Source organism: Thioalkalivibrio sp. (assembly GCF_007692535.1).
GTDB lineage: Bacteria > Pseudomonadota > Gammaproteobacteria > Ectothiorhodospirales > Ectothiorhodospiraceae > Thioalkalivibrio.
Map to the genome: position 1 here is coordinate 1 of NZ_REBW01000234.1, position 7,600 is coordinate 7,600.

Genomic DNA, 7,600 nt, shown 5'->3' on the forward strand with positions numbered 1-7,600 from the left:
AGCCGCAAACTGTAGGTCGGGTTAGCCCAAAGGGCGTAACCCGACGGGCCTCGCGTCCCACCCATGGGCGCAAAATAGCGTCGTCCCCGGGACGTCGTCGGGTTACGCTGCGCTAACCCGACCTACTGGGCTGTGACTTTCACGTTAACCGCGATGGTTCCCCGTCATTCGATGCCTGCGGCGCGCTGCTCCCGACGGATCCAGGCAATGATGTGCGCGGCATCCTCTCCGGACACGCCCGCAACCGGCGGCATCGCGCCGAACTCCCAGTGATGCTGATGGACGCCAAGGGCAACGGCCCGATAGAAGGCCAGATCGGAGTGATGCGACGGTTCGTAAATCCGATGGATCAGCGGCGGACCCTGATCCGAGCCGAGGGCGCCGGTTCCATGGCAGCTGGCGCAATGCGCAGCGAAGAGATCGGCGCCTCGCGCGGGAATTACCTCGAAATCCTCCGGAGGGATGCGAAACTCGGCTCGGGGTGCATCCGTCCGTTCCGGTACGGCAGAGGCAGCATCCGACGCACCGCGATCCTGTGCTCCGGTTGCGTCATTCGTGGGCTCGCTGCAGCCGCTGAGCAGCGCAAGGCAAATCATTGCGATAGGTAGGCTTGTTCGTTTCATCATCATTCGTCTCCTTGTCGGCCATGGAAAGGTAGGGAAGGACCGAGCGGAAGGTGCAGCGAGAAGGTGGTGAACCCGTCCGCGGACTGCACTTCGACGTGTCCTCCGTGTGTCTCCACGATAGACCGGGTAATGGCGAGGCCGAGGCCCGCGCCTTCACCGCGTCCCGACCGTGAATCATCCGCGCGGTGAAAGCGGTCAAAGAGGAGGGGGAGCCGTTCTGCCGGAATCACTGCCCCCGGGTTGCATACCTTGAGGATCGCCTGATTTTTCCCCCTGCTGATCTCGATCTCCACCGTGTTCCCTGCGGCCGTATGGCGGAGCGCGTTCGACAGCAGGTTCGCGATTGCCTGGCGCAACATCAGCCGATCGCCAACGACGCTTGCCTCTCCGCTCAGCCGCAATCGCACGCCCTGCTCGTCAGCCAAGGCCTCGTAGAATTCGAGCAGGGCCCGGGCCTCTGCCCCCAACGTAACGACCTCGGCCGGCCTTGGAAGCAGCCCGTTGTCGGCTTTGGCCAGGAAAAGCATGTCGCTGATCATACGCGCGAGACGGTCGAACTCTTCAAGGTTCGAGTGGAGGGTCTCGCGGTAATCCTCGGCGCTGCGCGCGCGTGTCAGGGCCACCTGGGTTTCCGTCATCAGGTTTGAAACCGGGGTGCGCAGTTCGTGGGCAATGTCTGCGGAGAAATCGCTGAGCCGACGAAAGGACGCCTCCAGTCGGTCCAGCATCTCGTTGAAAGCCTCGGCCAGTTCGCGAACCTCGGCCGGGGCATCGTCCTGGGAAATGCGCTGTCCCAGCTGCTCAGCGGAGAGTCGGCGCGCAGTGGCGGTGACCCGCGTGAGCGGGGCAAGACCCTGGCGCGCCGCGAGCCACCCCAGCAGTGCTGCGAAGGCCGCTGCCACCGAGACCCCGAACCAGAGACGTATGCGCAACTCATCCAGGAAGTGGACGTGGTGGGTAATGTCCAGAGCCAGCGCCGCGTGCAGCGTCGGGGCTTCGGGCAACGGCAGCTGGAACTCCCGCAGGCGGCTGATAAAGTGTCGCCCATCCCGCACCCAGACCCGCTCGGTTCCGCCCACGACTGGCCCGGTCAACTGCTCGGGCTCGAAGCTGGACAGTCGTGTCCCGAAGACCACGACGCGATCGGCGTCGCGCAGCAATACCGCGAGATTCTCGTGGCCTGCGAAGGCGTCCTTGAGTCGCCGTGGTAGGAGCTCAAGCGCCTCCTCATCGTCTGTGGTCTCGATGAGATGACCGATCACCGCCATCTTGGCGTCGAGATCGTATGCATCGAGTTCGTCGAAATGGGAATCGACCGCCCGCTCCAGCAGGATACCCACCCCGAGTAGCAGGCTCGCGGCCATTAGCGCGAAGAGGATGGCGAGCCGGGCCGTCAGCGAGAGAGGCCTGCGGCGCGAATGACGCTTCTTTGCCAGCGCGGGCGGCGGGGCGGCGCTCATGGCAGTTCTGGGGTTTCCAACACATATCCCATTCCACGCATTGTGCGGATAAGCTTCGGCTCGAATGGCTCGTCGACCTTGGCGCGCAGGCGACGGACGGCGACTTCGATCACGTTGGTGTCACTGTCGAAGTTCATGTCCCAGACCTGCGAGGCGATCAGGGATCTGGGCAGAACCTCCCCCTGGCGACGGACCAGAAGTTCCAGTAAAGCGAATTCCTTGGCCGTGAGATCGATGCGGACGCCGCCGCGCTTCACCCTGCGGCGCAGCAGGTCGATTTCCAGGTCGGCGGCGGTCAATACTTCTGGTTCCTTGTTGCGGCCGCGACGCAGCAGCCCACGCACCCGCGCGAGCAGTTCGGCGAAGGCAAAGGGCTTCACGAGATAGTCATCGGCCCCGAGTTCAAGCCCGCGAACCCGATCCTCGACCTGATCCCTCGCGGTCAGAAACAAAACCGGGACCTCGTGCCCGGAGAGTCTGAGGGCTTGCAGAAGCGCCCAGCCGTCCATGCGCGGCAGCATCACATCCAGCACCAGCAGATCATAATCGCCGGAGGTCGCGAGGTGCAGACCATCGAGTCCATCGCGAGCGAGATCGACGACGAAGCCGGCCTCGCTCAGGCCCTGGCGCAGGTATTCGCCAGTTTTCGGTTCGTCCTCGACGATCAGGATTTTCATGCGGCTGCCTTCACCTCTCCTCGAAAATCCCTGCATTCTGCCACTCGGTCGAGGCGCGGGCGGAAAGATGACAAAGATGTAACCTGACGGTCAGCTTGGCGTTCTGTGGTTTGCTGCATGATTCCGCCGAGTTTCAGCCGAGCAACTAGTGGGCCATGCGGCCTGCTTCGTTTCAGATACCAATCGAGGATTCGCGATGACCCGTTTGATGTGGACGGTGCCGGCTGTGATGGCGGCTCTGATGTTGATGCTGCCCCATAGCCTTCTGGCTCACGCGCAGCAGGAGGGATCAGACCCAGCACACGAGTCCATGATAGACGGCAGTCCGGAACAGATCGCCGTCTGGTTCGACCACGAAATGCGATTGACGTTCTTCGAGGTATCGGGTCCCAACGGCCCGGTCGATTTGCGTCAACGTCCAGGTCGAACCCCTGTCTCCCGTTTCGAGACTGCCCCAAGCAATGCCTTGACGCCCGGCGAGTATACCGTCCGATGGCGTGGTCTGGCCGAGGACGGGCATACGATGTTTGACGAGTTCTACTTCACGGTGCGCTAACGGATGTTCTGGCCGGCAGCCCTTGATGGCCTGGATCCGTGGATGCTGCTCATGGTGCTTGCGGCCGCGGGCTTCTATGCGAGTTCTCTGGTTGCGACGGGTGGAGTTCTCTTCAGGCTGACATCTCCCGAGGAGCAGGATTGGGATCGGATCGGACTTCGGCTACTCGTGGTCGCTTCGGCATGGCTTGCCGTCGGGCTGCTATGGCTGCAATGGCCGTTACAGGCAGGATTTCTGGGCGGGGCGACTCTTGCTGCTGCTCTCGACCCGGTGCTTCTCGGTATCGTCTTCGAGAGCGCCCAGGGGAGCCGAATGATCCTCGCCGCGAGCGGGCTCTTTCTCTTGCATGGCATTCTGATCGGCTGGGGACGCTGGCGGTATCTGGGGCTCGGGCTGAGTGCGGTCGGGGTGATCCTGGTGCTCTTGGCTTTTACACAGGTCGGACATACGAAGGACGAGCCCCGCTGGCTCCTGGCGATGCTGCTCTTCGTTCATCTGGCCGCCGTGGCTTTCTGGGTCGGCGCATTGATTCCATTGTACCGATTGGCCGGAAAGGCAATCCCGGCTGCGGTCGCTGCGCGGGCTCTCGCGCGCTTTGGCAAGATCGCATCAGTGACGGTCGGCCTCCTGGTGGCGGCTGCAGTTGGACTGTCGTGGTTGTTGGTCGGAGGGGTTGCACCACTTTTTGAGAGCGTTTACGGGCAGACCCTGCTGATCAAGATCACGCTGGTCCTCTTCCTCCTGGCGATCGCCGCGTTGAACAAGTGGCGACTGGTTCCCGCCTTCGAACGTGGAGATCCGAGTGCTTCGCGGCGCCTGCGAGGAAGTCTTCTGATCGAGGGCCTTCTGGTGTTGCTGATTCTCTTCGTAACCGCGCTGATGACAACCACCACTTCGCCCAACGGGTAGGATCGAACGGAAAGGAGAACCGCCTAGATGCATCGAATTGCCGTCCTTCTGATTCTCGCCTCAGGCCTGGTTCCGTCGCTGGCGGCCGGAACCCAGCCCTATGACCCGGCCGTGGCCGTCCCTGAACCGGCCTTCGCGCCACTGCCACCTTCCCTGTTGCCGGAGGCCTCAATGGGGGAGGACGATTGGCGGTCCGCCAATGACACGGTCGGCGCCTTCACACGGGGGCACATCGACATCATCCGATGGGAGGCCGAGAATCCACCCGTTCCAGCCGGCGAGGTCTCTGCGGAAGGCGAACCGCTGTCACTGACCGATGCCGTAAGGATCGCGCTGTCCAATCGGTCGGATCTCTTTGCCACCGAAAACATGAGCAGGCTGGAGCGCGCGCGGGCCGATATCGCGGTTGTGGAGTTTGTCCTTGATGTTCACCGGACGTGGATCCAGGCGGTTGCGGCCGAGGAGGGGCTGCGTCGTGTACAGGAGGCATTCGAGGCCTCCGAGATTGCGACGGAACTCGCCCTGCGCATGACGCGGGTCGGGAATTGGGGGCAGGACCGCCTCCTGCGCCAACAACTGGGCCTCTCCGATGCGGGGATCGATCTTGCGCAGGCGCGTCAGGCTGCAGCGAGTGCCCGCGAAGCGCTGATTCGCAAGCTTGGTCTGTGGGGTGATGTCAGCGCGTTGCTTCTGCCGAACCAGTTGCCGAGTTTGCCCGATACGCCCCAAAACGGTGACGGGCTGGAGGCTGCAGCGCTGAAGAGCCATCCCACGCTCTCTCTTTTGGCGATCGAGGCCGAACGCGCCCGGCGGGGACTGGCGTCCAGGACCGGGGACATGTGGAACGATGCCGCTGAGAGGGCGCTCTCTCACGCGCTCGAGACCGCTCCTGTCGAGGACGGATCCATGGATCCACTCATTACATCGGCCCCTGTGCTGGAACAGCGCCGTCTGCCCCCTGGTCACGAGGCGGCCCGGGCCGCCAAGGCACAGGCCGAGGCGGCTGCACTCGCGGTCCGGATCCGTTCCCAGGTGCGTGAGGCCTACCACCAGTACCGCGTCGCATACGAGATTGCGCAACGGGCTGAAGAGAACCACCGCCTGAGTGTGGAGCTCCAGGACGACATGCTGCTGCGCTACAACGGCATGCTGAAAAGTACCTGGGACCTGCTTGCCAGCGCACGCGATAGGGTGGAACGCGCCGATGCCGCGGTGCAGGCGAGGCGTGACTTCTGGCTGGCGCAAGCGAATCTGCAGGCCGTGCTCGCCGGTGCGGAGTATCCCGGAGCCGATGCCGGCGCTGTCGCCACGGGCCGAAAATCTGCCGCAGGAGGGCACTAAGATCATGAATCGACGCGACTTCATCAGCGGAGCAGCACTGGGTGCCGTGGCCGCGGCCGGGGTGAGCAAGGTGGCACTGGCCGCCTTGCCCGAGCCCGCCATCGTGACCTCGCCGGAGACCGCGCCACCACGCATGCCCGACACGGGTCGCCCCTACCACCCGGTGGTCACGCTGAATGGCTGGACCGCACCCTGGCGCATGAACAATGGCGTGAAGGAATTCCATCTGGTTGCGGAACCGGTAGAACGCGAGATCGCTCCCGGAATGATCGCCAGACTTTGGGGTTATAACGGCCAGAGTCCGGGTCCGACCATCGAGGTGGTCGAAGGCGATCGGGTGCGCTTGTTCGTGACCAACCGCCTGCCCGAACCGACCACGATTCACTGGCACGGCCAGCGTCTGCCAAACGGCATGGATGGAGTCGCTGGACTGAATCAGAAAGCCATCCCGGTGGGTAAGACCTTTGTGTACGAATTCGTGGCGCGTCGTCCGGGTACCTTCATGTATCACCCGCACGCCGATGAAATGGTCCAGATGGCAATGGGGATGATGGGCTTCTGGGTGACACACCCACGCCAGAAACACGAGTGGATCAACGAGGCAGAACGTGATTTCTGCTTCCTGTTGAATGCGTACGATATCGACCCGGGCAGCGTGGTGCCGAAGATCAACACCATGCTCGATTTCAACCTGTGGACTTTCAACAGTCGGGCGTTTCCGGGTATCGATTCCTTCAATGTCCGCCTGGGCGACCGGGTGCGCATCCGGGTTGGCAATCTCACGATGACCAACCATCCGATCCACCTGCACGGCCACGAGTTCGAGGTCAGCGGAACTGATGGCGGGCCGACTCCCCCCGGCTCCCGGTGGCCGGAAGTGACCTCCGACATCGCGGTGGGCCAGATGCGCCAGATCGAATTCATCGCCGATTCGGAGGGTGACTGGGCCTTCCATTGTCATAAGAGCCATCACGTCATGAACCCCATGGGTCACGACGTGCCGACGATGATCGGTGTCGATCATCGGGGTCTCGTGGGGCGGATCCAGAATCTCGTTCCGGAATACATGGTCATGGGTGAGCGGGGTATGGCCGACATGAAGGATATGCCGATGATGCTGCCGGAGGAGACCCTTGCAATGATGTCGGGCTTCGGGCCGCACGGGCCGATCGGCATGGGCGGCATGTTCACCATGCTCAAGGTACGCCACGACCAGAAGCCCGGCGATTACTCCGACCCCGGCTGGTACCAGCAACCGTCCGGGACGCAGGCCTATGAGTGGACAGGGTCCCTGCCGCAACCGCAGCGTTTTGCGGCGGAACGTCTGCATCAAGGCGAGGTTCCCGATCTGAACCGTCCCGCTTTGGAAATGCGGGTGCGCAAGCCGGTACCGGGTGGGCACAATCACTGACGGGTGAACAGGGAGGGGTGGGGGTCGCATGACTTACCCGCCGACGCGCCGATTCGACCCATCAAAGGGAACGGGCGCGGAGGCGATCACGCAAAGTTTCACCAGGACAAGCGGAGAGACCTGTTTATGAAGAGAACGTTACCGTACCTCACACTACTCGCCGTCTTTGGCGTTGTCGCGCTGAACAGTGGCCACGCGCAGGAGGGTCATCATCATGGCACTGGCGCTAACGATGGAATGCAGCATCACGACCATGCCCAGGGCATGCACGGATCGGGCGCCGGGCCGGTTGAAGGAGGACTGCCGAAGGTGGAATCGGAGGTTCGCCGCATCAACACGCGTGCAAATACCGTCTCACTTCGACACGGCGAGATTCCCAACCTCGACATGCCACCGATGACGATGGTGTTCCATGTATCTGATCCAAGCCTTCTGGAAGGGCTTTCCGTCGGAGACGAGATTCTGGCCACATTCGACCAGATCGATGGGGCCTACACCGTGCTATCGGTGGAGCCGAAGCAATAACGACCGCGGGTTGCGGGCAGGAAGACGATGAAGCCGCGGTCCCGCCCCCAGCGCTGTGACCGAGCCGAGGGCGGGGTAGCGCTCAGTCGTCGTTG

General features: G+C 62.9%; 8 protein-coding genes. 5 read left to right on the plus strand and 3 right to left on the minus strand.

All coding sequences use genetic code 11. The features are described 5' to 3' along the window. Nucleotides 1-164: 164 nt before the first annotated feature. From EA346_RS13285 to EA346_RS13295, 3 genes are read right to left on the minus strand one after another with little or no spacing between them, the layout of a single operon-like run. Complete coding sequence (locus EA346_RS13285; RefSeq protein WP_296759400.1) at nucleotides 165-626, minus strand: cytochrome c; 462 nt, start codon at nucleotides 624-626, stop codon at nucleotides 165-167. Then, the gene (locus EA346_RS13290) at nucleotides 626-2,086 is read right to left on the minus strand and encodes a heavy metal sensor histidine kinase (protein WP_296759403.1); all 1,461 of its coding nucleotides are present in this window, start codon (nucleotides 2,084-2,086) and stop codon (nucleotides 626-628) included. The genes EA346_RS13285 and EA346_RS13290 overlap by 1 nt, the downstream gene beginning before the upstream one ends. Further along, nucleotides 2,083-2,763, minus strand: coding sequence for a heavy metal response regulator transcription factor (locus EA346_RS13295; RefSeq protein ID WP_296759405.1), 681 nt, complete (start codon nucleotides 2,761-2,763; stop codon nucleotides 2,083-2,085). The genes EA346_RS13290 and EA346_RS13295 overlap by 4 nt, the downstream gene beginning before the upstream one ends. A 196-nt stretch (nucleotides 2,764-2,959) precedes the next feature. On the opposite strand from EA346_RS13295, the gene EA346_RS13300 reads away from it, so the two are divergent. The 5 genes from EA346_RS13300 to EA346_RS13320 all read left to right on the plus strand — a co-directional run bounded on the left by EA346_RS13300 (nucleotide 2,960) and on the right by EA346_RS13320 (nucleotide 7,505). Further along, the gene (locus EA346_RS13300; protein ID WP_296759410.1) at nucleotides 2,960-3,319 is read left to right on the plus strand and encodes a copper resistance CopC family protein; all 360 of its coding nucleotides are present in this window, start codon (nucleotides 2,960-2,962) and stop codon (nucleotides 3,317-3,319) included. 3 nt (nucleotides 3,320-3,322) lie between these two features. Beyond that, nucleotides 3,323-4,228, plus strand: coding sequence for a CopD family protein (locus tag EA346_RS13305; RefSeq protein WP_296759413.1), 906 nt, complete (start codon nucleotides 3,323-3,325; stop codon nucleotides 4,226-4,228). Nucleotides 4,229-4,255: 27 nt separating this feature from the next. After that, the gene (locus tag EA346_RS13310) at nucleotides 4,256-5,569 is read left to right on the plus strand and encodes a TolC family protein (protein ID WP_296759418.1); all 1,314 of its coding nucleotides are present in this window, start codon (nucleotides 4,256-4,258) and stop codon (nucleotides 5,567-5,569) included. 4 nt (nucleotides 5,570-5,573) lie between these two features. Next, on the plus strand, nucleotides 5,574-6,980 hold the full coding sequence (locus EA346_RS13315) for a copper oxidase (protein ID WP_296759422.1): 1,407 nt from the start codon (nucleotides 5,574-5,576) through the stop codon (nucleotides 6,978-6,980). A 126-nt stretch (nucleotides 6,981-7,106) separates the two neighbouring features. Beyond that, entirely contained in the window at nucleotides 7,107-7,505 is a 399-nt protein-coding gene (locus EA346_RS13320; RefSeq protein WP_296759426.1) for a copper-binding protein, read from the plus strand. Nucleotides 7,506-7,600 lie beyond the last annotated feature (95 nt).